Origin of the sequence: Pedobacter sp. SAFR-022, from assembly GCF_051965375.1 — a bacterium.
Classification (GTDB): domain Bacteria; phylum Bacteroidota; class Bacteroidia; order Sphingobacteriales; family Sphingobacteriaceae; genus Pedobacter.
Genome location: NZ_JBQCME010000001.1, coordinates 543,813 through 567,613 on the forward strand (window position 1 = coordinate 543,813; position 23,801 = coordinate 567,613).

The 23,801-nt window shown below is 46.1% G+C and carries 26 protein-coding genes; 6 read left to right on the top strand and 20 right to left on the bottom strand.

Annotated features, from left to right (window positions below):
* Positions 1-7: 7 nt before the first annotated feature.
* Positions 8-1,279, bottom strand: a complete 1,272-nt coding sequence (serS, locus tag ACTHQF_RS02360; protein WP_440428240.1) for a serine--tRNA ligase — start codon at positions 1,277-1,279, stop codon at positions 8-10.
* 34 nt (positions 1,280-1,313) lie between these two features.
* Between serS and rsmI the strand changes: the two genes are divergently transcribed.
* From rsmI to lnt, 3 genes are read left to right on the top strand one after another with little or no spacing between them, the layout of a single operon-like run.
* Complete coding sequence (rsmI, locus tag ACTHQF_RS02365; protein ID WP_440428241.1) at positions 1,314-2,039, top strand: 16S rRNA (cytidine(1402)-2'-O)-methyltransferase; 726 nt, start codon at positions 1,314-1,316, stop codon at positions 2,037-2,039.
* 14 nt (positions 2,040-2,053) lie between these two features.
* Positions 2,054-2,791 (top strand): PH domain-containing protein, encoded by a 738-nt coding sequence (locus ACTHQF_RS02370; RefSeq protein ID WP_440428242.1) that lies wholly within the window; start codon positions 2,054-2,056, stop codon positions 2,789-2,791.
* Between the two features lie 5 nt (positions 2,792-2,796).
* On the top strand, positions 2,797-4,437 hold the full coding sequence (gene lnt, locus ACTHQF_RS02375) for an apolipoprotein N-acyltransferase (RefSeq protein WP_440428243.1): 1,641 nt from the start codon (positions 2,797-2,799) through the stop codon (positions 4,435-4,437).
* Positions 4,438-4,508: 71 nt separating this feature from the next.
* On the opposite strand, the gene ACTHQF_RS02380 is transcribed toward lnt, so the two are convergent.
* Both ACTHQF_RS02380 and ACTHQF_RS02385 read right to left on the bottom strand, forming a co-directional pair.
* Entirely contained in the window at positions 4,509-6,149 is a 1,641-nt protein-coding gene (locus tag ACTHQF_RS02380) for an NAD+ synthase (protein WP_440428244.1), read from the bottom strand.
* A gap of 62 nt (positions 6,150-6,211) precedes the next feature.
* Positions 6,212-6,886 (bottom strand): porin family protein, encoded by a 675-nt coding sequence (locus ACTHQF_RS02385; protein WP_440428245.1) that lies wholly within the window; start codon positions 6,884-6,886, stop codon positions 6,212-6,214.
* A gap of 98 nt (positions 6,887-6,984) precedes the next feature.
* Here ACTHQF_RS02385 and gldB point away from each other — a divergent pair, with 98 nt between their 5' ends.
* The gene (gldB, locus tag ACTHQF_RS02390) at positions 6,985-8,019 is read left to right on the top strand and encodes a gliding motility lipoprotein GldB (RefSeq protein ID WP_440428246.1); all 1,035 of its coding nucleotides are present in this window, start codon (positions 6,985-6,987) and stop codon (positions 8,017-8,019) included.
* The gene (locus ACTHQF_RS02395; RefSeq protein ID WP_440428247.1) at positions 8,016-8,786 is read left to right on the top strand and encodes a patatin-like phospholipase family protein; all 771 of its coding nucleotides are present in this window, start codon (positions 8,016-8,018) and stop codon (positions 8,784-8,786) included. The genes gldB and ACTHQF_RS02395 overlap by 4 nt, the downstream gene beginning before the upstream one ends.
* A gap of 217 nt (positions 8,787-9,003) precedes the next feature.
* Here the strand turns inward: ACTHQF_RS02395 and ACTHQF_RS02400 are convergent, their stop codons facing one another.
* The 7 genes from ACTHQF_RS02400 to ACTHQF_RS02430 form a co-directional block, all read right to left on the bottom strand.
* Positions 9,004-9,723 (bottom strand): 2-phosphosulfolactate phosphatase, encoded by a 720-nt coding sequence (locus tag ACTHQF_RS02400; protein WP_440428248.1) that lies wholly within the window; start codon positions 9,721-9,723, stop codon positions 9,004-9,006.
* Between the two features lie 18 nt (positions 9,724-9,741).
* Positions 9,742-10,821, bottom strand: coding sequence for a glycine cleavage system aminomethyltransferase GcvT (gcvT, locus tag ACTHQF_RS02405; RefSeq protein ID WP_440428249.1), 1,080 nt, complete (start codon positions 10,819-10,821; stop codon positions 9,742-9,744).
* Positions 10,822-10,913: 92 nt separating this feature from the next.
* Complete coding sequence (locus ACTHQF_RS02410) at positions 10,914-12,116, bottom strand: glycosyltransferase family 4 protein (protein ID WP_440428250.1); 1,203 nt, start codon at positions 12,114-12,116, stop codon at positions 10,914-10,916.
* Positions 12,117-12,134: 18 nt separating this feature from the next.
* Positions 12,135-12,746 (bottom strand): ribonuclease HII, encoded by a 612-nt coding sequence (locus ACTHQF_RS02415; RefSeq protein ID WP_440428251.1) that lies wholly within the window; start codon positions 12,744-12,746, stop codon positions 12,135-12,137.
* A gap of 52 nt (positions 12,747-12,798) precedes the next feature.
* Positions 12,799-13,944, bottom strand: a complete 1,146-nt coding sequence (locus ACTHQF_RS02420) for an ABC transporter permease (protein WP_440428252.1) — start codon at positions 13,942-13,944, stop codon at positions 12,799-12,801.
* Complete coding sequence (locus ACTHQF_RS02425; RefSeq protein ID WP_440428253.1) at positions 13,944-15,101, bottom strand: glycosyltransferase family 2 protein; 1,158 nt, start codon at positions 15,099-15,101, stop codon at positions 13,944-13,946. The genes ACTHQF_RS02420 and ACTHQF_RS02425 overlap by 1 nt, the downstream gene beginning before the upstream one ends.
* The gene (locus ACTHQF_RS02430; protein WP_440428981.1) at positions 15,079-16,056 is read right to left on the bottom strand and encodes a hypothetical protein; all 978 of its coding nucleotides are present in this window, start codon (positions 16,054-16,056) and stop codon (positions 15,079-15,081) included. The genes ACTHQF_RS02425 and ACTHQF_RS02430 overlap by 23 nt, the downstream gene beginning before the upstream one ends.
* A 43-nt stretch (positions 16,057-16,099) precedes the next feature.
* On the opposite strand from ACTHQF_RS02430, the gene ruvC reads away from it, so the two are divergent.
* Positions 16,100-16,663, top strand: a complete 564-nt coding sequence (ruvC, locus tag ACTHQF_RS02435; protein WP_440428254.1) for a crossover junction endodeoxyribonuclease RuvC — start codon at positions 16,100-16,102, stop codon at positions 16,661-16,663.
* 81 nt (positions 16,664-16,744) lie between these two features.
* Here the strand turns inward: ruvC and ACTHQF_RS02440 are convergent, their stop codons facing one another.
* The 10 genes from ACTHQF_RS02440 to ACTHQF_RS02485 form a co-directional block, all read right to left on the bottom strand.
* Positions 16,745-16,960, bottom strand: a complete 216-nt coding sequence (locus tag ACTHQF_RS02440) for a hypothetical protein (RefSeq protein ID WP_440428255.1) — start codon at positions 16,958-16,960, stop codon at positions 16,745-16,747.
* Between the two features lie 62 nt (positions 16,961-17,022).
* Entirely contained in the window at positions 17,023-17,832 is an 810-nt protein-coding gene (locus ACTHQF_RS02445; protein ID WP_440428256.1) for a 5'-nucleotidase, lipoprotein e(P4) family, read from the bottom strand.
* Positions 17,833-17,899: 67 nt separating this feature from the next.
* Positions 17,900-18,787 carry an ATP synthase F1 subunit gamma gene (gene atpG / locus ACTHQF_RS02450; protein ID WP_440428257.1) on the bottom strand — a complete coding sequence of 296 codons (888 nt, stop codon included), beginning with the start codon at positions 18,785-18,787 and terminating at the stop codon, positions 17,900-17,902.
* A gap of 26 nt (positions 18,788-18,813) precedes the next feature.
* On the bottom strand, positions 18,814-20,388 hold the full coding sequence (gene atpA / locus ACTHQF_RS02455; protein WP_440428258.1) for a F0F1 ATP synthase subunit alpha: 1,575 nt from the start codon (positions 20,386-20,388) through the stop codon (positions 18,814-18,816).
* Between the two features lie 47 nt (positions 20,389-20,435).
* On the bottom strand, positions 20,436-20,984 hold the full coding sequence (gene atpH / locus ACTHQF_RS02460) for an ATP synthase F1 subunit delta (RefSeq protein WP_440428259.1): 549 nt from the start codon (positions 20,982-20,984) through the stop codon (positions 20,436-20,438).
* Between the two features lie 23 nt (positions 20,985-21,007).
* A complete protein-coding gene (gene atpF, locus ACTHQF_RS02465) occupies positions 21,008-21,502 on the bottom strand; it encodes a F0F1 ATP synthase subunit B (RefSeq protein WP_440428260.1) in 495 nt (164 codons plus the stop codon).
* 101 nt (positions 21,503-21,603) lie between these two features.
* Positions 21,604-21,825 (bottom strand): ATP synthase F0 subunit C, encoded by a 222-nt coding sequence (gene atpE / locus ACTHQF_RS02470; RefSeq protein WP_440428261.1) that lies wholly within the window; start codon positions 21,823-21,825, stop codon positions 21,604-21,606.
* A gap of 39 nt (positions 21,826-21,864) precedes the next feature.
* A complete protein-coding gene (atpB, locus tag ACTHQF_RS02475; protein ID WP_440428262.1) occupies positions 21,865-23,025 on the bottom strand; it encodes a F0F1 ATP synthase subunit A in 1,161 nt (386 codons plus the stop codon).
* 17 nt (positions 23,026-23,042) lie between these two features.
* On the bottom strand, positions 23,043-23,429 hold the full coding sequence (locus ACTHQF_RS02480; RefSeq protein WP_440428263.1) for a hypothetical protein: 387 nt from the start codon (positions 23,427-23,429) through the stop codon (positions 23,043-23,045).
* 44 nt (positions 23,430-23,473) lie between these two features.
* Complete coding sequence (locus ACTHQF_RS02485) at positions 23,474-23,713, bottom strand: AtpZ/AtpI family protein (protein ID WP_440428264.1); 240 nt, start codon at positions 23,711-23,713, stop codon at positions 23,474-23,476.
* Between the last annotated feature and the right edge of the window lie 88 nt (positions 23,714-23,801).

Genomic DNA, 23,801 nt, shown 5'->3' on the forward strand with positions numbered 1-23,801 from the left:
AGGACACTTAGTCGATATACTCGAAGCCTGTATATTTCACCAATGCCTCCGGGATCTTGATCCCTTTATCTGTTTGATTATTTTCAAGAATAGAAGCCACAATCCGAGGCAATGCCAAGGCACTACCATTCAGCGTATGTGCAAGCTGTGTTTTTCCGCTCGGGCCCTTAAAACGCAGCTTCAGACGATTTGCCTGGTAGGTCTCGAAGTTAGACACAGAAGACACCTCCAACCAACGCTGTTGCGCTGCACTCCAAACCTCCATGTCGTAGGTCATTGCAGAAGTAAAGCCCATATCACCTCCACACAGACGTAATACGCGGTAATGCAGACCAAGTTCCTGAAGCAGACTTTGAACATAGCTGCTCATCTCTTCAAGCACTTCGTATGATTTAGATGGGTGAACGATCTGTACCACCTCTACCTTGTCAAACTGGTGCAGTCGGTTCAGGCCGCGCACATGTGCACCATAAGAACCCGCTTCGCGGCGGAAACATGGTGTATATGCCGTATGCTTAACAGGTAATTCTTCTTCTTTAAGGATCACATCACGGTAAAGGTTGGTCACCGGAACCTCCGCCGTCGGGATCAGGTACAGGTTGTCCATACCCGCATGGTACATCTGGCCTTCTTTATCCGGCAGCTGCCCGGTTCCGAAGCCTGAAGCCTCGTTCACCATGTGCGGCACCTGTACTTCGCGGTAACCCGCAGCGGTAGCATGGTCCAGGAAGAAGTTGATCAACGCGCGTTGTAAGCGCGCACCTTTACCCTTGTAAACCGGGAAACCAGCACCTGTGATCTTTACCCCCAGTTCGAAGTCGATGATGTCATACTTTGCAGCAAGCTCCCAGTGCGGCAAAGCACCTTCAGGCAATGCAGCAGGTTCACCATGCAGGGAAACCACTTCATTGTCATCCGCGGTTGTGCCGGCTTTCACCAAGTCATTCGGGAGGTTCGGCACTTGCACGATCAGGTTGAATAAACGTGCTTCAATGTCCGTCAGTTGCTCAGACAGGCTTTTGATCTGCTCTTTGTTGCTGCCGGTCTGTGCTTTCAAGGCTTCCGCCTCTTCTTTTTTACCGGTACGCATCAGCTCACCGATCTGGCGTGCGCTGGAGTTTGCTATAGCCGATATCTGATCCAGGGAAGTTTGGGTTTGTTTACGCTCCTCATCCAGCTGAATGATCTGATCTACCACTTCAGTCTGTTTGAAATTACGTACACTTAAGCGTTCTAAAACTTTCTCTCTATTATCACGGATATAGTTAACTTGCAGCATTATTAATTATTTTTTTACCAAAGATAACAAGAGTTTGGAGAATAATACGTTTGGTAAGCTATTTCTGGTGCCTACACCCATCGGCAACCTGGAAGATATGACCTTCAGGGCCATCCGCATTTTGAAGGAAGCTGATGTCATTTTAGCCGAAGATACCCGCACCAGTGCACCACTACTAAAACACTTCGGCATAGACAAAAAGGCCTACTCCCACCACCAGCATAACGAGCATAAAGCGACCTCAGAGATCATCCGGTTTTTAAAGGAAGGCAAGCTGGTGGCGCTGATCTCCGATGCCGGTACACCTGCGATATCAGACCCTGGTTTCTTCCTATCCAGGGAGGTCCTCAAAGAAGGCATTGCCATAGAATGTTTACCGGGTGCCACAGCCTTCGTGCCGGCGCTGGTCAACTCTGGATTACCCACAGATGCCTTTGTATTCGAAGGCTTCCTGCCGGTGAAGAAGGGCCGGCAGACGCGCCTTAAAAAGCTTGCCGAAGAAGAACGCACCATGGTGCTTTACGAAAGTCCCCACCGCCTGCTGAAAACGCTTGAAGAATTCGAAGAATACTTCGGTGAAGACCGCCAGGCATCTGTAAGCCGCGAGCTTACCAAGATGTATGAAGAAACCGTCCGGGGCAGCATTGCTGAAATAAAATCACACTTCACAAACAATATCCTGAAAGGAGAATTCGTAATTTGTGTAGCAGGAAAACCTGAAGAAAAAAAGAGCAAATCAAAGGATAAAGACTACAAATAAACACACAGACCACCATGATGATACCTGATAAATTTCTGCTTGATGAACAAGACCCGAAAGCTATAGATAAAGTCCTTGGAAAACTTACCGACATGCTGAGCAGCAACGAAGAACTGCTTTACATTGCCGTACAGAAGAAACCTGCTGTGAACTTGTTACCCGACTGCATTGCCGTAACCAACAAACGCATTTTCTACTGCGAACCAGGCAACCTGGGCATTACCATGAACTTCAAAGACATTTCCTGGAAGAGCATTCATGAGGTTTCCTTCAAAGAAGAGTTGTTTGGCGCTAAATTCACCTGCACCCCGGTTCAGGGCGTACCGCTGGTCACCGACTTCATCCCGAAAGTGCAGGCCAGAAAGTTATACCAGGTTACTTCTGAGCAATTGGAGCTCTATAAAGAACAAGCATTGCTGTTGGCCCGCGAAACTCAAGGCATCAAGGAAGCAGCAAAAGGACCTTTATTCCAGGACACTGAGCAGTTTGAAGAAGCTGTAATTGTTGAAAATGCGGAACTGCCTGCTGCTGGTAATACCACAAACGGTTTTCCTACCGAGGCGCAGCCGGAGCAAACGATACCATCGGTACCAGGTACCTCTCAGCCCCCTGCCCCTGCTGCAGCGCCTGTTGAAGAGCCTGAAGACGAAACCACGCTGAAACTGCGTAAACTAAAGTCCCTGTACGATAAACAGCTGATTACCCTCGAAGAATACGAAGCTAAAAAAGCAAGTATTCTGGATAGCTTTTAAGATAAATGACGCAAAAACAAACGTACCTGCTGGCAGTGCTCAGCGCTTTCCTCATGTGGCTGGCATGGCCGCCCATCCCGTTTACCGCTCCGCTATTACTTATTGGCCTGGTGCCCCTGTTTATCGCCTTACAGGCGATATGTAAAGATGGGCAGCCTGAAACCAGTAAACGCATCTTCAGAACCGCAGGATTGACCTTCCTGCTCTGGAATACCGCCAGCATCTACTGGGTGTACAACGCCATTGTAGCTTACAATGACCCAATCACGGCATTTCTGGTTAGCCTCATTCCTTTTGGATTGGGCGCATTGCTCATGACCACCGCCTTCTGGCTGTACTTTCGCTTGGCGCAGCTCAGCAGCCGCAGGATCGCTTATCTTGGACTGATCTGTTTCTACATCGGCATGGAGTATCTGCACCAGAGCTGGGACCTTGCCTTTCCATGGATGACCCTGGGTAATGGATTCGCCAGCATGCACCAATTGGTGCAATGGTATGAATATACCGGTGTTTACGGCGGTTCCCTCTGGATATTATTGAGCAACATCATGGCTTTTGAAGCCTTTAAAGCATACAAAGCCTATAAAGGTTACCCCGGTTACAGGCTCGGGATCTTCTGGCTGATCCTGATTATCATACCCATGGCCATTTCGCTGAGCCGCTACTTCAGCTATGAAGAGAAAAGCATGCCGGTAAACGTGGTAACGGTGCAACCCAACATAGATCCCTACAAGAAACTGGGCGATCTTCCGGTGGCAGAGCAGATGCGTATTCTGACCCATCTGTCGGACTCCGTTGCACAACCCAATACAGAATACTTCTTATGGCCGGAAACCGCCGTGGCACAGTACAGCGAAGAAGAAACGATCCGCGACAGCCGCGAATACGCCACCATGCGCGCATTCATATCGAAATACAAGAACGGAAACCTGATCACAGGTATTGAAACTTTAAACAAATACAACGACCAGCGCACGATAAGCGCCAAAAAGGATTATGAAAGTGGTATTTATTACGACAACTACAACGCAGCCATACAGGTTGAAAATTCATCCAACGTACAGTTTTACCATAAATCCAAACTGGTACCAGGTGTAGAACAGATGCCCTTCCCAACGGCACTGGCCTTTCTGGCACCGATATTCTCCGAACTTGGCGGTAGCGTCGGTGGCTATGGCTGGCAGGAAGAACCTGGCGTATTCTTTTCCCAGAACGGTGTGGGTGTAGATCCCGTGATCTGCTATGAATCCATCTGGGGTGACTGGGTGCGCCGCTCCGTAAAAGATGGTGCGCAGTTCATCGGTGTCATCACCAACGATGCCTGGTGGGGTAATACTTCCGGTAAAGAACAGCACCTGCTGTACGCAAAATTAAGAGCCATTGAAAACCGAAGATGGGTGGTGCGTTCGGCAAACACCGGTATTTCCGCTTTCATCGACCAACGCGGCGACATCACCAAACGCAGTAAATGGTGGGTAGCAACCGCGCTTAAAGCAGACATCAACCTGAACAGCGATATCACCTTCTACACCAAAAACGGAGATATTATAGCAGTTCTGGCCAGCTTCATCGGCATTGTGATGATCTTCATCATTCCTGTACAGGATTACAGACGTAAAAGGGCGCTGAAGCCAAAACAAGCTTAATCAAATACACCCCAAAAGAAAAAGGATAAGCAAACGCTTATCCTTTTTCTTTTAAAAGCATCAGGGATGCTCTAAGAAAGGTATTTACCGGTAAGCGGCATCCTTCTGCCCATACCAAAAGCTTTTGGCGACACCCGCAAAATTGGCGGGGTCTGGTAGCGCTTAAACTCCGCATTGTTCACCATCTTGATCACCTTGCGCACCAGCGCTTCATCGAAACCTTGTGCAATGATCGCTCTCGACGATTGCCGCTGCTCAATGTACAACTGCAGGATCCTGTCCAGCTGATCATAATCCGGCAAAGAATCCGAGTCTTTCTGGTCTGGTCTAAGCTCTGCCGAAGGTGGTTTTACAATCGTATTTTCCGGGATAATTTCACGGTCTTTGTTGATATATCTTGCCAGTTGGAAGATCTGCGTTTTATATACATCCCCAATCACACCAATAGCACCGCACATATCGCCATACAAAGTGCCATAGCCCACCGCACACTCACTCTTATTCGAGGTGTTCAATACGATATAGCCGAACTTGTTAGACATCGCCATCACGATAATACCGCGGCAGCGGGCCTGAATGTTCTCTTCCGTTACGTTAAACGGCAGATCCTTAAACACAGGTGCCATCATTTGATCAAAGGCATCCGCAGCATCCTTAATCGGAATCACCTCATGCATACAGCCAATGTTGTTCACCAGGTCCATCGCATCATCTATGGAATGATCCGTAGAATATTTCGAAGGCATCAATACCGCCATCACGTTCTCCGGCCCTAAAGCACGACAGGCCAGTGCGCAAACAATTGCCGAATCGATACCGCCAGACAATCCCAATACAGCTTTACTGAAGCCAGATTTCTTAAAGTAGTCCTGTATACCCAGAATCAGCGCATCATGGATCTGTGCCACGTCAGGCAGCGCCTGGTGTTCAATTTGCTGCAGCCCTACAAGACCCTTACCGTCAAACTCGTAAACTTTAAAATCTTCCTTGAAGTATGCCATTTCATCCAGCAGGTTGCCCGCCTGATCAAAGGCTAATGAACCGCCATCAAAGATGATCTCCGTTTGTGCACCAACCTGGTTCACATACAGCAAGGGCAGCTGGTACTGTTTTGCGTTACCCGCCAGGATCTCTACCCGTTCATCATCGTGCAGGTAAGAGAATGGCGAAGCCGCGATGTTGATCATCAGCGAAGGCTGCTGCTTGATCAGTTCATCCATCGGATTAGACACGTAAAGCGGATTATCATTGATGTTCCACAAGTCCTCACAGATGGTCACCGCAATTTTGTGCCCCATAAATTCGACACAATCGAACGTAAGCGCAGGTTCAAAATAGCGGTATTCATCAAAAATATCATAGTTTGGAAGCAAAGCCTTTTTAATTACAGCCTTTACCTCCCCTTTTTCTATAAAATACGCAGCGTTGAAAAGATCTTTTCCTGCGACCTGCGGATTCTTTACCGGTAAGCCGATGATACAAGCAATATCCTGTGTATGTGCAGCAATCTCTTGTGCAGATTGCTCACAAAGCTCTATAAACTCATCAAACTCCAGGAAATCGCGGGGCGGATAACCGCAGAGGGCCAGTTCCGCAAACACCACCAGGTCGGCACCTGCTGCCTTTCCTTTTTCCAGGCTTTCAATGATCTTCTTCGTATTCAATTCAAAATTACCGATCTGGTAATTCAGCTGAGCAAGGGCTATCTTCATTATTCAAGAATATGATTCAGTAATATTGGGCAGCCTAAGCAAGCTACCCCACAAATAAGGTCTTAGAAGAATACGGCAAGGTTTAATCCCACGTAGTGGTTACGCACGTTGCGGTTCTTGTCATCGCTGATATCCGTAAACCCATTGTTAAAGGTTAAACCCACCGAAACGCTGGTATGCGTATCCAGGTCGAACTCCCCACCAGCACCAAGAATCAATCCCGCCCGGTAGAAGTTCGTTAAATCCTTGATGTTCCTGTCCTCAACAATCTTTCTGCCAGATAAAGAGACATCCTGTTTAGCGCCGATGTTGAAATCGTTAGATAAACCGAATTGTCCGTACCATACCAACTCGCCTACCTTGGAAGTCCGAAGCTTGATGGTCAATGGAATTTCAATGTACTGCAACTTGTATTTCAGGCCGTAAGCAAGCTTGGCCGGGTCATTAACATCATGGTAAGGCGCTGGGTTGATCTCTGTGCTTTTACCATTGATGGTGGTGATGGTCAACCCTGTTGAGAAGCTATAGTTTTCTGCGAAGTTGAAATCACCGAGCAAACCATAAGAAAAGCCAATACTGGTACCGTCCGCTTTGCCACCTTCCGGTTTTAACCAGCCGAAGGTTGGATGTGCGGTTAAGCCCAGTTTGAAATCATTTCCTAAAGGACCATTCTGCCATTGCGCGAATGCGCTTCCTGTAAAACAAAATAAGAGTAGAGTAAATAAGATTTTTTTCATACCATTTAAAAATAGGCCTCAGCAGCCAGGATTACACATTTCAATTGACACCGCCATTGTTGCAGGATTAAGCCCTGATCTGTCTATATTTGTTCAACATGAACAATACGGTTAAGTTTTCCCAAATCTATCTTTTTTTTGCCGCTCTGCTTATACTATTTTCCTGCAAGCAGAACAAGCGCCCTGATGTAGAAGACATTAAATTGGATATTTCCATAGCACGTTTTGACCGGGATATCGTAGCCGGCATGGCTAAAGGTCCAGCGCAAACCGACGCAGACCTTGCCAAAAAGTACGGCAACTTTTACCAGGATTACATTAACCGCATTGTTGGAAATGGTGCCTATTCCGGTCCGGAGATTCTCGATGTCTTATATCAGGATCAGGCTTTTAAGGACCTGAACCATGATGCCGACAGCGTGTTCAAAAACATGGCGCCCATTGAAAAGGATCTCACGACGGCCTTCAAATACATCAAACACTATTACCCGGAGGTGAATGTCCCTAAGTTTATCGCTTTCGTATCTGGATTTGAAGTGCAGGCACCTGTTGGCGACGGATACATGGGCATAGGACTAGACATGTTCCTGGGTAAAGACAGCCGTTTCTATCCCGCCATTGTACGCAATGTGCCGATGTATCTTTCCCGGCGTTTTAGCCCGGAGTATGTTGTTCCACGATTAGCAGAAACTTTTGCCCGCGAGGAGCTTTTCCCGGAGCGTGATGAAGACCGCACCCTACTTTCAAAGATGATCCATAACGGAAAGATCCTGTATTTCATGGATCAGGTGCTCGATGAAAAGGTACCGGATTCCGTGAAGATCGGCTATACAGACCAGCAACTGGGCTGGTGCAGCACCTACGAAGGCAACATTTGGGGCTACTTTATGGAGCATGAACTACTGTTTAAAACCGACTACCAAAAGATTCAGGTGTACCTGAGCGAAGGTCCTTTTACACCGGGATTGGGCGAAAAGAACCAATCGGCACCAAAATTGGGTGTATGGATGGGCTGGCAGATCGTAAGGAAATACATGAAGGAAAATCCGGAGGTAACCTTACAAGCGCTGATGGCGGAGCGGGATGCAGAAAAGATCCTGCATGCGTCCAAATATAAACCAAGGCAGAAATGACAAAAGTAGGGATTGTACTATCCGGTGGCGGCATCAGAGGCATAGCGCATTTAGGCGTGCTTAAGGCATTTTCAAATGCCGGTGTACAATTCAGTCATATCAGCGGCACCAGCGCAGGTTCTATTGCCGGAGCTTTTTATGCCTCTGGTGTGGACCCCGAAGAAGGACTCAAGATATTCCTCAAAACCAAACTGCTGCGCTTCATCCGTCCTGCACTGCAGGGATTGGGCCTGATCAATATTGAGCGCACCACCGCGCTGTTCCAGACCTACTTCCCGGATGATCGCTTTGAAAGTTTAAAGATCCCCCTGACCATCGCCGCGACCAACTTCAGCGAGGGCAGGATTGAATACTTCAATCAGGGACCGCTCATCCGTACCGTACAGGCTTCCAGCTGCATTCCCGGTATCTTCAGTCCGGTGATGATCAACAACCAAATGTATGTAGATGGTGGCATCCTGAACAACTTCCCTATTGAGCCGCTGGTGGGCAACTGCGACTTCATCATCGGTTCTTCCTGTAACCACCTCAATCCGGTGGAGAAGATCACCAAGATCCGGGCACTGATGGGCAGGGCCTTCCTGATGTCCATCAACAAGGACATGGAAGAGAAATCACCTTTATGCGACGTGCTGATCGAGCCCAAGGGCATGGGTGAGATAAAAACCTTCGATACCGCAAAAGCGGAAACCATTTATTGGCTGGCCTATGAGGAAACACTTCGCGCCATCCACACCAACGAGAAGCTGAAGCAACTGCTCGGCTAAAGCAACGTTCCCCATTTACATCCATTTTGCTATGCATTTGCAAGGTACTTAAACCGTGCTTGCTACGTCTCCGTACGTACAAAGCACGTTGCAACCACGGTTCAAGTACGCCGCAAGCACCTTGCAACACCAGGCTTTTTTGCCACCCTGTTACAAGCAAAAGGCCCCATGCAGCAAATGCATAGGGCCTCTTTATTTGAAAAGTAAAATGTACTTATTAAGCTTTGTTCAGCGCAACCAGGGCATCTCCCACCAGTACGGGAATGGCCTGGCAAATGTTCAACTGCAGGCAGAACTTAACATCTTCGCCGATGTTCAGAGCCGCAAGTCGGTGACTGTGCGAGGATTTGGTCATGTATGCACCTAGATCATGTTCTGCAAGCCCGTAAAGATCCTCGGCCATCACCGAGGAATCGTCGAACACGGTGAATTCAGAACGTAGTTCTTTCACCACTGCGCCGGCAAACAGCGTATCTTCAAGGTTTGCAGAATCCTTCCAGCCTGCGCATAACAACAAAACATCCTGAGGTTGTTTTCTTAACCAGTCGCAGAGCGACTGCAGGTTCAGGAAGGAACCGATAACCACCTGGTGTGCTGTAGCACGCGCCATGTGCAGGGCTTTCGTGCCGTTTGTAGTTGTTAAAACAACGGTCTTACCGGCAACATGCTCCGCAGTATAAGAAAATGGAGAGTTTCCGAAATTGTAACCTGTAACCACTTCGCCGTTGCGCTCTGCAGCAAGCAGGTAACCATGATCTGCATACTTTAAACAATCTTCAACCTGGGCAACCGGGATAATGGAGCTTGCACCATTATCAATGCCATAAACCATGGAAGAGGTTGCTCTTAAGATGTCGATTACAACAACAATACTATCTTTTATATCATAAAGCCCCAATAATGCGGGCGTTAAACAAACTTCAATCTTTCTCGACATGTAATATATGGGTACGGCTTATTTATAAAAAGGGAACTTCACTAGCTTAGCTTTCACTTTGTTGTTGCGGATACTGATGTAAATCTCGCTGCCTTCTTTCGCGAATTCCTTAGCTACATAACCCATTCCAATGGCTTTTTGAAGTGATGGCGACTGCGTTCCAGAAGTTACCCTTCCAATTTTGTTACCTTCTGCATCTACAATTTCATAATCATGACGCGGAATACCACGGTCGATCATTTCAAAACCTACCAGTTTGCTTTTTACACCAGCTTCTTTTTGTGCTTTAAGCGCTTCGCTATTGGTAAAGTTCTTGGTGAATTTGGTGATCCAACCTAAACCTGCTTCAATTGGCGAAGTGGTATCGTCAATATCATTTCCATACAAGCAGAAGCCCATTTCCAGTCTCAGGGTATCACGGGCACCTAGTCCGATCGGCTTAATGCCCAATTCCGCACCCGCTTCGAAAATAGCATCCCAGATTTTATCAGCGTGTTCATTGTCGAAATAGATCTCGAAACCACCTGCACCAGTATAACCGGTTGCAGAAATCAACACGTTATCCACGCCTGCAAACTGGCCTTTAACAAAGGTATAGTACTCCATAGAGGCAAGGTCTACCTCGGTAAGGCTTTGCAGTGCTTCGGCAGCTTTAGGGCCTTGTACGGCAAGTAAAGAGGTTTTATCAGAAATGTTGTGCATCTCCACCCCTTGTGTATTGTATTTCTGGATCCAGTTCCAGTCTTTTTCAATGTTGGAAGCATTAACAACAAGCATATAGGTTTTCTCATCAATGCGATAAACCAGCAGATCATCTACAATACCGCCATCTTCATTGGGCAGGCAGGAGTATTGGATCTTGCCATCATACAATTTAGAAGCATCATTGCTGGTAACACGTTGAATAAGATCTAAAGCATTTTCGCCTTTCAAGATAAACTCACCCATGTGTGATACATCAAATACGCCGACGCCTTGTCTTACTGTCGCGTGTTCGGCATTGATGCCTTCATATTGCACCGGCATGTTGTAGCCAGCAAAGGGAACCATCTTAGCACCTAAGGATATGTGTTTGTTTGTTAAAGCGATCTCTTTCATCTGTTTAGATTCGTGTTTGCTGCTGAATCCATCAGGATGTTGATGAATTCATGCTTTGTTGTTAAAAATTGCGAGCAAAAGTACACAAATTTTTAAGCATTAAGTAGTTGCAGATATACCTGAAACATCCTTTGCGATACGCCGGAGATGTCGTATTCGCGTTCTGCAGTTTTTCTGGCCTGTTGTCCGATTTCCTTCCATTTTCTGGATTGGGTGAGGCACTGGAGGATGTAGCGGTAGAACTCGTCAGGGGTATCGGCGAGCAGAATGTCTTTGCCGTGTTCGCAGGCAATGCCTTCTGCGGCAATGGTAGTAGCAATGATACATTTGCCCATGGCCATGCCTTCCAGGATCTTTACCCGCATACCGCTGCCGGAGAGCATCGGCACGATCATGATGGATTTGGAGTTCATGAATTCCACGGCATCGAAGATCTCCCCTTCTACCAGTACATTATCAGAGTCGTATTCGAAGAACTTCTTGGGCATGTTGCGACCGGCAATATAGAAGCGCAGCTCGCTGTTCAGCTCTTCAATGTCTGGCCATACTTCATCCAGGAACCACTCAATGCCTTCCCGGTTGGGCAGCCAATCCATGGAACCCAGGTGGAACAGGGTTGGAAAGTTGGGGCTGGCAGGATCTACTTTATACTGCTCAATGTCCAGGGATACTGGGAAAACATCAACACTGGCTTCACAGCCGAGCTTGATGATGTGATGCCGGTCGGGTTCGGATATGGCGAATACCCGGTGGAAGCGGTTGATCTGTTCACTTTCATAAGCTTTCAGGCGCCTTGCCAGGAACTCCAGGTAGGTACGTTTGGGTCTGAACTTTTCACCTTGGGATAGTCGCTCCCAGACATCAAACAGCATGTTATGTGCGCGGTAAATCAGCCTTGCTTTACTATTGGCTTTTACCACATCAAGGTAAGGCACCACGAAAAGACTTTCGAACTGGATGATGTCGAACTCCGTTTCCCGGAGAATGTCTTCCAGCATTCTGGCGGCTTCATCATCATAGAACCTGGAGATGTTGTAAGATTCGTTCGAAAAGATGTTGAACAAGGCACCGATTAGGTTGGCATCTGTGTTTACGCTGTAATGGTGGAACTTGATGGCATCGAACACGGGATCATAGATGTCCTCGACATCGACCTGGTGCTCATTGGGATTAATGCTGAACAAGGTGATATCTACGCCCATACGAAGCAGGCCCTTAATTGTGTTATAAACAACTATAGGATATCCGCTCTTCGGCGGAAAAGGGACCCGGTTTGTAATGAAAAGCGTTTTCAAGTTACTGAAAGTACAAATTTATACGACAAGATCAGGCATACCGTAAAATTGCGGGTGACTGATCGTAAAGGTTCTTCTATGATATGGTGTTAATCCTCTTTCAATAGATACCAGGCGGTGCGCAGCTGTTGCATAGCCTTTATTTTGATGCCACTCATATTCCGGATGCTCCAAAGCGATGTTGGCCATATAATCATCACGGTATGTTTTCGCGAGAATCGAAGCCGCTGCGATGTTCAGATACTTGCCGTCGCCTTTAACGATGCAGGCATGTGGGATATCTGAATAGGGTTTAAAGCGGTTTCCGTCGATCACCAGGTATTGCGGAATAACCATAAGCTGGTCGATGGCGCGGTGCATCGCCAGAAAGGAGGCATTTAAAATGTTAATCTCATCAATCTCGTTGTTGTCCACCACACCTACCGCCCAGCAAATGGCTTGTTTCTGGATCACCTCACGCATCTCCAGACGCTGTTCCAGGCTAAGTTTCTTGGAGTCGTTCAGGATCTTGGATTTGAATTTCCGTGGAAGAATGACGGCAGCAGCATATACCGGACCTGCAAGGCATCCTCTGCCCGCCTCATCACAGCCTGCTTCGATCAGTTCTTTTTGGAAACAATTGATTAACATACCGCAAAGTTAAGGATAATGCAGCTGAAGAATTCAAGGGAAAAAGTAATTTTTAAACCGTTACGTTCTGTGATTTGACATCAAAGGCATCTCTTAAGCCGATGGCAAGTACGTTGAAGGCGTAGACGGTAAGCATGATGGCCAGTCCAGGCAGTACGGCGAGGTATGCGGCATCCATGATGATGTAGCCATAATGCTCCTTGATCATGGTGCCCCAGCTTGGCATTGGTGGCTGTGCACCGAAACCCAGGAAGCTTAGCCCGGTTTCGAGCAGGATGGCCGAGGCGAAGTTTGCGGAAGCGACCACCAGGATCGGGCCGGCGATGTTCGGCAGGATGTGTTTGATGATGATGCGGCTGGTGGGAAAGCCCAGCGCTTTGGAAGCTTCTACGAACTCCACTTCTTTGAGCGCCATGACTTGTCCGCGGACAAGCCTCGCAACATCCACCCAGGTCGATAAGCCCACGGCAATGAAGATCTGCCAGAAGCCTTTACCCAGGGCAAAAGAGATGGCAATGACCAGCAGTAAGGAGGGCAATGACCAGATCACGTTCATGAACCAGCTGATTGCCGCGTCTACTTTGCCGCCAAAATACCCGGCTAGCGCACCTAAGCTGATGCCGATCAATAAGGAGATGATCACCGCCATAAGGCCTACGGAAAGCGAAACCCTGATGCCGAGGATGAGCCTGCTGAGTAGGTCGCGGCCATAGATGTCGGTACCCAACAGGAAGCGCTGCTCATAGATGTTGCTCTGGATAAATTGCGCTTTCAGCTGTTCTGGGTTTGCGTTCAGATCGCAGCTGCTGCAGATGTCTTTGATGTTGTACACCTTGCGTTCACCGGGTTCATCATCGCCGATGTAAGCCGCGGCTTCCACTTTCGTGCGGGTAATCTTGTAGCTGTTTATGGGTATGCTTTTGAAGTTCGCTTCCTGTCCGTACAGCATCTTTTCAAAGATGTTGACCTGCTGGATGGATGGATTTTGGTTGATGACCAGAAAGCTGAAACTGCGGCCAGGCTTTTTATTGCTGAGCTGCAGGTGCATGGTGTTGGCCATAGGCGTTTGATCCGGAGTTACGAGGTAACCTAAAATCCCGATGATCATGGTGGCCAGGATGAACAGCAGGCCGCCAACAGCGAATTTGTTCTTTTTGAACTTCTTCCAGATCTTTTTTGAAGGGCTGTGATCATTCATTAGCGAACCATCCTTCCTTTCCAACTGTACTTACCGGAGTTGCCGGCAATACCGATATAGATGATGTAAATGATGTGCAGGATGTTTAACAAAGGCAAAAGTTGCATGAGTTCCGGTCTGCGGGCAAATTGAGTAACTTTTTTCAAAAACAGGAATTCTATCAGCAATTTTATAGAGAACTGAAGAAGTGCGAGGGATAACAGCTGCGCCCCCGCGGAGATGTTGAACAGCAACATCGCTGTGCCAGCTAGCAGGTTAAGCAGGATGCTCAGGTTAAATAACCAGACCAGCACACCGAGCACAATGATCGACTTGTTCTTGTACCTGGTGCTTTTTGAAGCCCAACGTTTACGTTGCTGTATAAACTCCCGCAGGGTTGGCTTGGCCTGGGTATACACGATGGCTTCGTGGTTCTTGAGGAAACCGATCTTGTTGCCGTATTTGTCGGCCATTTTGTGCAGCAGCAACTCGTCATCGCCAGAGGCAAGGTCATCGATACCTTTAAAGCCACCAACTTCATAGAAAGCCTGACGCTCATAGGCCAGGTTGGCGCCGTTGCAGGTTGATGGTTTGTTGTTACCAATGGTAGAGGCGCCCATGCCGATCAGGAACAGGAACTCCAGGGATTGTGCCCTTTCAAAGCGGCTCTGCTCTTCGAAGTATACCACCGGAGAGGAGATCATTTTGTAACCACCCTCCTGGTAATAGCTCACAATGGTTTTAAGCCAGTTCGGACCCATACGGCAGTCTGCATCAGTAGTGATAATGAGATCGCCCTTGGCATCGCCTATGGCCGTTTCAATGGCTTTCTTTTTATAGGAATTGATGGTATTGCTTTCGTTCAGGCTGATCAGGCTGATGCCTTGTGCAGCATAGGAGCTGATGATCGCCCCGGTATTGTCTGTAGAATGGTCGTCGATAAAGATGATCTCCAGGTATTCCTTCTCGTAATCCTGCGCCAGCAAATCTTCTATCGTTTTGCTGATGTTTTCGGCTTCATCCCGGGCTGCAATGATGATGGAGACCTTTATGGGCTGGTGTTTGCGGTAGGTAAAGGTTTTCAGCGCTTTCCAACCTTTTATGAACCAGAGGATTACACCCAGGTAAAGTAACGTCAGCAAAAGGGATAATACACTAGTTACGTTTAAGACTTCCAAAGAAATTAAGTTTAAAGACGAAATAGGATCCTAATATAGCAGGAATAATAATATTAATAAGCCAGATGCTGGCGGTGCAGGCCACTACAGGTGCACTTTGGTCGGTAATGAATTCGAAGAAAAATAAGGCTGTCACACTTCGGATGCCAATGTCGAACAGATCTAGTGATGGCAGGTTGGATTGTATGAAAAACAGGATGCAGACCATCATCAGCACATCGGTAAAATGCAGGCTTGGTATCAGCCAGAAAAACATGATGAAATATTGGGTGCTGAATACGGCATATCTCGCCAGGCAGTAAAGCAGTATTCTCAGGAGCTCGGCCTTTCGGTACCGGGCCAGGATGGTGTAGAACTTCTTATATTTTCTGGTAAAGCGCATGGAGAGCAGCAGCCCATTCAGCCACCTGATGTTGAAGTAGAATATGGCCAAAAAGGAACAGAAGATAAAAGCGATGGTGCAGAGGAACAGGAAGAACAGGTCGTCCATCGGTTTGAAACGGTAAATGAAAATGCACAGGGCAATGGAGCCGAAGATGTTGGTGAGCACCATTTGTCCGATGTTACCCACAGCCATCGCTACTGCCCCGATGATCCGCCGTTTAGGCGAAAGGAAAAAGACACGCCCGCCATACTCCCCGATCCGGTTCGGTGTGAATACCGCCCAGGTAAGTCCACAGAATACCGATTCTATCGCTTTCCAAAGGCTGATGCGCTCTATTGGTGCTATAAGTCTTTTCCATTTTACTGCTTCCAGGCCCCAGTTTACAAGCATCAGCAGGAACACGAGCGAGATAACGGCAATGATCTGTACGGAAGGAATGCGGTGGATGAGGTCAAGAAATCCTTTGAGGTCCTGGTTGGCGCTAAGCTTGACGTAGATGAAGTAAAAGGCAAATACGACAACGCCAATTTTGATCAGATTAGATATGATGGTCTTGTATCGGGGTGTTATACTTTTTGCGCTCACTCTCTGCAAATATGCTTATTATTGTTCTATGTTGGTGGAAAAAAAGGAAAGGGTGATCATGGGAATCGATCCGGGAACAGCGGTTATGGGCTACGGATTGATCCTGGAACAGGGGAGTAAAATTAAGCTGATCAGCATGGGGGTGGTAAAGATGGATCACCTTGACGATCATTTTCTAAAGCTTCAAAGGATATTTGACAAGACGGTAGGTTTGATTGAGCAGTACAAACCAGATGTGATGGCGCTTGAAGCGCCGTTCTACGGTAAGAACGTTCAGGTGATGCTGAAACTGGGCCGCGCACAGGGTGTGGCGATGGCAGCAGCGCTATCGAAGAGCATCCCGGTGACGGAATATGCGCCACGGAAAATTAAACAGTCGATTACAGGCAATGGTAGTGCGGGCAAGGAACAGGTGGCGGCGATGTTGCAGCGGCTGCTGCTGTTTAAAGAAACACCCGAGTTCCTGGATGCTACAGACGGACTTGCCGTGGCGGTTTGCCATGCTTTTCAAAGGGTGCCTTCAGGGGGCGGCGGTAAGTCCTACTCCGGCTGGGAAGCTTTTGCGAAAGACAATCAGAAGCGTGTGAAATAAGCTCACAAACAAGAAAGCCTATTATAAACAAAAAAGCCAGTTCTTATCGAACCGGCTTTTTTAATGTTGGTATCTGGAAGGTTATGCACCTAGAATCTTGAAAACGCCTTTGAAGCAAAAAGCTGCTCCTACAAACAGGATAGCCCATGAAATTAGGGACAGCATATCAGAATCACCTGCAAAACGCAAAAACACGCCGATTACACCTAATATAATTCCAACTAGTAATAATTTGTAGATCCCTTCATCGTTTGCAGTTTTCATGCTGGGAGTACTGTAGATTGGTTTCTTATCCATGTTAATTTTTTAGTTTTACCGCACAAAAATAATATTAATTAGCCTATATAAAAGGATTAATACTAATAAGTTTTCAATCCTTTTAACCGTTCTGCAGCCTTAATGGCTTCCGTCGGTTTGCCCTCTTTATAGAACTGTTTTTCCCAGTCGCCATACATTGGGTTTGGTAGTACAATAAAATGCGTACCAAATTCGGCTTGTGCCGCATTTACCTGCTCAATAGTGTTCTTGCCTGAACGATAGAAGATGTTAGAGAAGTCGCTGAGGTTATCACCGCATAGAAGCAGGATATGATAATTCTCCAGGATCTGCTGTCTTCTAGGTTCTTTATCTGAGGTACTGCTTTTTAGCAGGATGTGTGCTTTATCCGCATTGGGGAAGCCAAGGGTCTTAAGGTTGTACAAGGTACCTTTCATTTCTGAAGTGTCCCTGTTGGTCACGTAAAAGGTCTCCACCTGATGTTCAGCGGCAAACTTGAGGAAGCTCAATGCACCGGGAACGGTGTCGGCTATGCCTTTGCCCGTCCAATCACTCCAGTCCTTAGGATCAAAGGTCCTGCCCTGGGTGATCTCATAACCTTGCAATGGTGAATTGTCCAGAACGGTTTCATCCACATCTACCACTACGCAGTACTTCTTGTCCTTGCCCGCTTGTTTCAAGCGCTCCAGCAGGGAAATTTTGGCAAAGTTGTAGGCCTGAAAGGCAAGGGCGCGGTATTCTCCGGCATGTTGCTGCCAGAGTACTGCAGCGGTATAATCGCGGTAACCGCTTTGGTTGTTTGATGTGGTATCTATCTGGTTTGTGCTATTGTCCTGAGCCAGTAGACCTAATGGCATGAGGAAGGCAATCAGGATCGCTAAACGTGTTTTCATTTGACTGATTTGTTTAAACAAAAAAGCCTCTGTCGTGCGACAGAGGCTTTGATAATATATTCTTTGATTATCCATTCAGGGCAGCAGCACCACTTACAATCTCAGTTAACTCGGTTGTAATAGCAGCCTGACGGGCCTGGTTGTAGGATAGTTTTAATGCTTTCAAAAGATCTCCGGCATTTTCAGTTGCTTTGTCCATAGAGGTCATACGCGCACCGTGTTCTGAAGCATGTGAATCTAATACCGCTTTGTAAAGCTGTATCTTGATCGACTTCGGAATCAACTGTTCTACGATCTCTGCTTGAGATGGCTCCAGGATGTAGTCCACATTTGAACCTTTTACCGTCTCTACTTGTGTTTCAGCAGCACCTTTTAATGGAAGCAGTTGCTCTGTTGTAACGATTTGAACAGCGGCATTTTTGAAGCGGTTATAAACCACCTGAACTTCATCGTAATCGCCTTTCACAAAGCCATCCATGATCGCTTCTGTAATTTGGGTTACATTCTCGAAGGTCAATGCTGAATATAGCTCGTTGTTGTTACCGATGGTGTTGTAATTACGCTTCTCGTAGAAGTCCTGAGCCTTCTTACCAATTGCAACGACACTAACATTACCATTCTTCAACTGCTCACTATAGCGCTCCGCAATCAGATTGTTGGTTGCTTTGATAACATTCATGTTGAACGCACCTGCAAGACCACGGTTTGATGACACGACCACAACTAAAACTTTGTTCGGTTCACGCTCCTGAATAAAAGGTGATGATGAACCTTCTAAACTTGCCGACAGATTACCTAAAATCTCCTTTAGTTTAGTAGCATATGGACGTAATTGTGTAATCGCATTGGTAGCACGCTTTAGCTTAGCAGCCGAAACCATTTTCATGGCCTTGGTAATCTGCTGTGTAGATTGCACCGATGCTATACGTATTCTTACTTCTTTTAAATTAGCCATGTTATTTTAGTGTGCGCCGTTAGAGATTAATATTTACTTGAAACCTCTTTAGCTACTGTTTCTAATACGCTTGTACTTGCATCTTCAAGTTTACCTGCTTTTAGGGCAGCTAAAACCTCTGGGTGACGCAATTCAATTTGCTCAAGGAATTCTTGTTCGAATTCTTTAACACGCGCTACTGGAACCTGACGCATCAGGTTTTTAGTACCGATGTAGATGATCGCAACTTGCTTTTCAACTGGCATTGGTGAGAACTGGCCTTGTTTTAACAACTCCACGTTACGGGCACCTTTGTCCAATACAGATTTAGTAGCAGCATCTAAGTCAGATCCGAACTTAGAGAAAGCCTCTAACTCGCGGTATTGCGCCTGATCTAACTTTAAAGTACCAGCAACTTTCTTCATCGACTTGATCTGTGCGTTACCACCTACACGTGATACCGAGATACCTACGTTGATCGCCGGACGAACACCTGCGTTAAACAAGTTCGACTCCAGGAAGATCTGACCGTCAGTAATGGAAATTACGTTGGTCGGGATGTAAGCAGATACGTCACCAGCCTGAGTTTCAATGATTGGCAATGCCGTTAATGAACCACCACCTTTAACGATTCCTTTGATAGACTCCGGAAGATCGTTCATGGATTGTGCGATATCATCGTTAGCGTTGATTTTCGCAGCACGCTCTAATAAACGGCTGTGAAGGTAGAACACGTCACCTGGATAAGCCTCACGGCCCGGTGGACGACGTAGTAAAAGAGAAACCTCACGGTAAGCCACAGCTTGTTTAGACAAATCATCATAAACGATCAATGCCGGGCGACCAGTATCTCTGAAGTACTCACCAATTGCAGCACCAGAGAAAGGTGCGTAGAATTGAAGTGGAGCAGGATCAGCAGCAGCAGCAGAAACGACTACCGTGTATGCCATTGCACCATTCTCTTCTAGTGTACGAACAACGTTCGCTACGGTACTTGCTTTCTGACCGCAAGCTACATATATACATAAAACAGGGTTGCCTGCTTCATAGAATTCTTTTTGATTGATGATGGTATCGATACAAACGGCACTTTTACCAGTTTGACGATCACCAATAACCAACTCACGCTGACCACGGCCAATTGGAATCATTGCGTCAATCGCTTTGATACCAGTTTGTAATGGTTCAGTAACCGGCTGACGGTAAATTACACCAGGTGCTTTACGTTCAATCGGCATTTCGTAGGTTGGGCCTAAGATTGGACCTTTACCGTCGATAGGCTCGCCAAGTGTGTTTACAACACGACCTAACATACCTTCACCAACTTTGATAGAAGCAATTTTATTGGTACGCTTAATGGTATCACCTTCCTTGATGTCGCCATAAGGACCTAATAAAACCACACCAACGTTATCTTCCTCAAGGTTCAATACAATCCCTTGTAAGCCGTTGTCAAATTCAACTAACTCACCTGACTGTACTTTAGTTAAACCGTAAACACGGGCGATACCATCACCCACTTGTAATACGGTACCAACCTCTTCCAGTTCAGCTTCTGATTTGAAGCCCGCCAATTGTTGCCTGATAATTGCCGATACTTCGTCTGGTCTTACCTCTACCATAATGTTTTATATTATTTCTTTTGTAATCAGTAATCTGTTAATGTTTATTAAACCACACCGTGGCTAAATTCTTTTTTTAGTTTATTCAGGTTGCTGGCAATGCTGGCATCAAACTGCCTGTCGCCGACCTTTAAAATAAACCCGCCAATCAGTTTCTCATCAACTTTTTCTTTGATCAGTACTTCGTTGGCGCCAACTTCTCTTTTAACTATAGTTATAATCTCAGTACGGTTCGCTTCTGTTAGCGGAATCGCTGAAGTTACCTCTGCAGTGATAATACCTTTCAGGGCATTATACTGTGATAAATAAGCTTTAGCAGTTTCAAACACGATTGAAGACCTTCCTTTGCTTACGATCAGCTTCAGGAACAGATCGGTAACTGCACTAACCCTTCCGGAGAAAGTGTCTTTTAAGATACCGGCTTTTTTATCAAGCGGAATAATCGGGTTGCTAAGAATTGCACCCAGTAAAGGGTTTGCAGTAATTACCGAAACGATGCTTGCCATGTCAGCCCGAACAGCTTCCATAGAGTTTTGCTCGATAGAAAGATCAATAAGTGACTTCGCGTATCTTGATGCTGCTTTACTATTTGACATTTGTACTTTACGTTTGGATAAAATTAGTTTAACTCTACATCCTTTAACAGGCCTGTAACCAATTCCTGCTGTTTCGCTTTATCCTGTAATTGTCCGCGCAAAACACGTTCCGCGATCTCGATAGATAAAGTAGATACCTGCGACTTCATTTCAGCCAGTGCAGCTTTCTTCTGGTTAGCAATTTCGATCTTAGCTTTTTCAAGCATCTTGCTACCTTCAGCCTGCGCCTGTGCTTTAGCCTCATTCAGGATGCTGTCTTTAAGCGTTTTTGCTTCTTTAAGGATAACATCCCTTTCAGCACGCGCCTGCAGCATCAACTCCTCGTTTTGAGCAGTTAAACGAGCCATTTCTTTTTTTGCCAATTCCGCTTTATTTAAAGCCTCATCGATGTACTGCTCGCGCTCATAGATAGCACCCATGATTGGTTTCCAGGCTAGCTTTCTAAGAAGCAGCAATAGAAACAAAAACGCGATTAATGTCCAGAAAACAAGTCCAATACTTGGGGTAACTAACTCCATATGATATTTAAATTTCTAAGTCTTAATTTAATTAAGGCTGGAAGGCAACCAATCGTCGACTTCCAACCTTATTTTTTTTCCTGTACTTACAATCCTGCTGATTAAGCAGCTGGAGGATTGTTTCCAAGGAACGCAACTACCACACCGAATAACGCAACACCTTCAATAAGTGCAGCAGCGATGATCATTGCAGTTTGAATTTTAGAAGCAGCCTCTGGTTGACGAGCAATACCTTCCATTGCTTTACCACCTACTTGTCCGATACCTAATCCAGCACCGATAACTGCGATTCCGGCACCAATTGCCGCGATTGAACCTACCATAACTAATTTAATTTATATTAATGAATCTATAGTTTAATATTAATGATGCTCCTCAACAGCCATACCAATGAAAAGCGCGCTTAACAAGGTAAAGATGAAAGCTTGTAGAAAAGCAACTAGTAACTCCAGGACATCCATGAAGATCACGAACGCTACCGATACCGGCGCTATTGCAAGTGATTTGAAAATGAAGATCAGAGAGATTAAGCTTAACACGATAATGTGTCCAGCAGTAATGTTGGCGAATAACCTCACCATTAACGCGAATGGTCTTGAAAGTACACCGATAACCTCTACCGGGATCATGATCACATACATCCATTTCGGAACGTCAGGTGCAAAGATGTGACTCCAGTAAGATTTGTTACCATTTACGTTTACGATGATCAAGGTGAACAACGCAAGGATGAAAGTCGTTGCAATGTTACCGGTCACGTTAGCACCACCCGGGAAGATTGGAACCAATCCCAAAAGGTTGTTGATTAAAATAAAGAAGAATACCGTTAACAGGAAAGGCATAAAACGACCATAGTCATGACCAATGTTTGGTTTAGCAATATCGTCTCTTACAAACACAATGATCGGTTCTAAGAAAGACTGCAATCCTTTAGGCGATTTTCCGTGACGCTTCTTGTACGCAGAGGCTACCGCAGAAAAGACAAGCAACAAGATCACTACAGTCAGGAACATTGCAGCAACGTTCTTGGTGATCGAGAAGTCCATAATGCTAGCCGTTGCAGCTTCATCGATCTGACCATCCGGAGCAACAACTTTAATTTTCTTGTTGAAGAAGTTCTGACCCACACTCTGATCTTTAGGGTTTTCCACCAAACGGTAGGTGTTATAAGCACCTTTATGATCAGCCTCACCATGATGAAAGTTACCAGAAGAAAACACTTCTAAACCTTGAGGAGTATACAAAATTACCGGAAGCGGGAAAGAAAAATGACCAGCCACATGCCAAACATGAGAATCAGCGATGTGCTCCATGATCACTTCCGTAGGATCAAAATTACCTTCTTCATGCCCAGCTTCAGCACCATGAGCAGCAGTAGTTGCAACAGCCTCATGAGTAGCGCCAGCTTCAACACTGTCAGTCTGCGCTAAAACAGATGGTACAACAGTGAAAAGCGCTAAAAAAAGCGTAAAAGCAGCAATTAACCTATTCACTTTAAAATCAAAAACGTGGCTACAATCCATTTATTCGCAGATTTTTACTATTTATTTTGGTGGCGCAAGTTACGCAACAACCAGTATATTTCAAAGCAGGTAAACAATAAATATAAAGAAAAAAAGTTGGCCAGGAATATTCCGCCTAACTGGGGCTGTTTCTGACTGTAAATCAGTACAAAAGCCATCGAAAAGATCATCTTCACCGCAATAGATGCCATAATAGCCATTACGCCTACTTCAGGGTCCTTTTTAATCCCAAGATCTGCGGTTACATAGGCGATGTAGGTAATGCCTGCAAGGAAGCAGAAAATCACCCAGAATTTGTTAACAAGAAGATCGGCGTCAGGAAAGATTTGCTGAAGGGCGGCTGCCAGGCCGGCAAGCACAATACAAAACCCCGTATATAAGATTGTAAAACGAACGATGCTCAATGGATCAGATTTGCTGCAAAAATAGCAAATTAATCTGGTGGGCTTTAACTTTTAGGATTGTTCAGCTGATTTACTTCTTTCAGCACCTGATAAATCGCGATCACGACCCCGATCAAGGCCAGCCCCGCAGTATAATATGGCTGTTTGGTCGCCTGGTAATCATCCAGCCAGGATCCCACAAAGGCAAAAACACCTATGATCACAAACATTTGAAAAAACAGACCAGTATACCGGGCGTAACTGACAACCTGTTTGCGCTTGACTTCTCGCTGTGGATCTTCCATCTTTTTAGTAAATAAATAGTCTATTGTTTTCTAATGATAGGCTAATCAGATATTTTTGCATATATTTTGTACCATACCACGTAATTCA